The organism is Vibrio sp. OPT46 (assembly GCF_015163535.1).
Classification (GTDB): domain Bacteria; phylum Pseudomonadota; class Gammaproteobacteria; order Enterobacterales; family Vibrionaceae; genus Vibrio; species Vibrio alginolyticus.
On record NZ_JADDYG010000397.1, the window covers coordinates 64,197 to 66,186 of the forward strand.

Genomic DNA, 1,990 nt, shown 5'->3' on the forward strand with positions numbered 1-1,990 from the left:
TCTTGCAGGCGATATTGAAGCACTCAAATCATTCTACCTGGATCGTGGTTACTTAAAATTTAACGTTGATTCGACACAAGTTGCAATCTCTCCTGACAAGAAAGGGGTATACATTACTCTTGGTCTAGAAGAGGGCGAGGTTTACACCGTTAAGGACGTGAAGTTCCGTGGTGATTTGATTGGCGAGGAAGCGACGTTCGAAAGACTTGTGCCATTTGAAGACAATGAGACATACAACGGCTCGTTGGTTACTTCAATGGAAGAAGGGATTAAGCGTGTGCTTGGTGAGTCCGGTTATGCTTATCCTCAAGTGAATACCATTCCAGAGTTTGACGACGAGAATCAAGAAGTTTCTTTGGTCGTTAACGTAGACCCGGGTAACCGAATTTATGTTCGTGATATTCGCTTCACGGGTAATAACTCAACCAAAGATGAAGTCCTTCGTCGTGAAATGCGTCAGATGGAAGGCAGTTGGTTGAACTCGAAATCGATTGAAACGGGTAAAACTCGTCTAAATCGTTTGGGCTACTTTGAAAATGTTGAAGTACAGACGGTTCGAGTTCCTGGTAGTGATGATCAAGTTGACCTAGTTTACTCTGTCAAAGAAGCGAACTCTGGTAGCGTTAACTTCGGTGTTGGCTACGGTACAGAATCGGGTGTGAGCTTCCAGGTTGGCCTGCAACAAGATAACTTTATTGGTAGCGGTAACCGTGTTGGTATCAACGCGATGATGAATGACTACCAGAAAAACATCAGTCTAGATTACCGTGATCCGTACTGGAACTTAGACGGTGTAAGCTTAGGTGGTAAGGTTTTCTATAACGAATTTGAAGCTAAAGAAGCCAATATCGTTGACTATACCAACGAAAGCTATGGCGCGAGCTTAACGTGGGGCTTCCCATTCGATGAGTTGAACCGTTTTGAATTCGGTGTCGGTTATACGCACAACAAGATCGGTAACTTATCGCCTTACTTGCAGGTAGAGCAGTTCTTACGAGCACAAGCAGACAACATTGATTCTAGTGGAGCGTTGAACACAAACGACTTCGACTTCAATATCTCTTGGACACGTAATAACTTAAACCGTGGTTACTTCCCAACGGCAGGTAACCATCAGCGAGCATTCTATAAAATGACCGTACCTGGCTCTGACGTTCAATACTTCAAAATGCAGTACGATGTTCGCCAGTATGTGCCATTGACTAAAAAGCACGAGTTTACCCTCTTGTTCCGTGGCCGCTTAGGTTACGGTAATGGTTACGGTCAAACGGATGGTAACGATAACTTGTTCCCATTCTACGAAAACTACTACGCAGGTGGCTTTACATCGCTTCGTGGCTTTGGCTCAAACTCTGTTGGTCCTAAAGCGGTTTACCGTGATACATCTGGTTCAAACAATGGCGCAGATACAGCAACAGATGACTCTGTTGGTGGTAACGCCGTAGCGCTAGCAAGTGTTGAGTTGATTGTCCCAACACCATTTGCATCAGAAGAAGTACAAAACCAAATTCGTACCAGTATCTTCTTTGATATGGCAAGTGTTTGGGATACGGAGTTTGACTACCGCGATTCAGGTGCGGAATATGGTGACCGTTACTACTACGATTACTCAGATCCAACCAACTACCGCTCTTCTTACGGTGCGGCGTTGCAGTGGATGTCTCCAATGGGGCCACTAGTATTCTCACTAGCGAAACCAATTAAGAAATTTGATGGCGATGATGAAGAGTTCTTCACATTCACTATCGGTAGAACTTTCTAAAGAGGAAAATATTTTGAATAAAATGATCAAAGCGGCTGGGATTGGCCTTCTTGTACTGAGCTCTTCAATGTTTGCAAATGCGGCAGAAGCTGCACAGAAAATTGCTTACGTAAATACAGCTCAAGTTTTTCAAGCTCTTCCTCAACGTGAAGTTGTACTACAAAAAATGCAGAAAGACTTCAAAAGCAAAGCTGATGAACTGAAGTCAATCCAAGCACAAGCTAAAAC

Annotated in this window: 1 protein-coding gene and 1 pseudogene; both read left to right on the top strand. The window is 43.8% G+C overall.

Annotation, left to right across the window (positions count from 1 at the left end; genetic code table 11):
* The coding region (bamA, locus tag IQR33_RS18425) for an outer membrane protein assembly factor BamA (RefSeq protein ID WP_193843913.1) at window positions 1-1,762 on the top strand (1,762 nt) is incomplete at its 5' end.
* A gap of 13 nt (window positions 1,763-1,775) precedes the next feature.
* A pseudogene (locus tag IQR33_RS18430) lies at window positions 1,776-1,990 on the top strand (molecular chaperone); the annotation flags it as partial.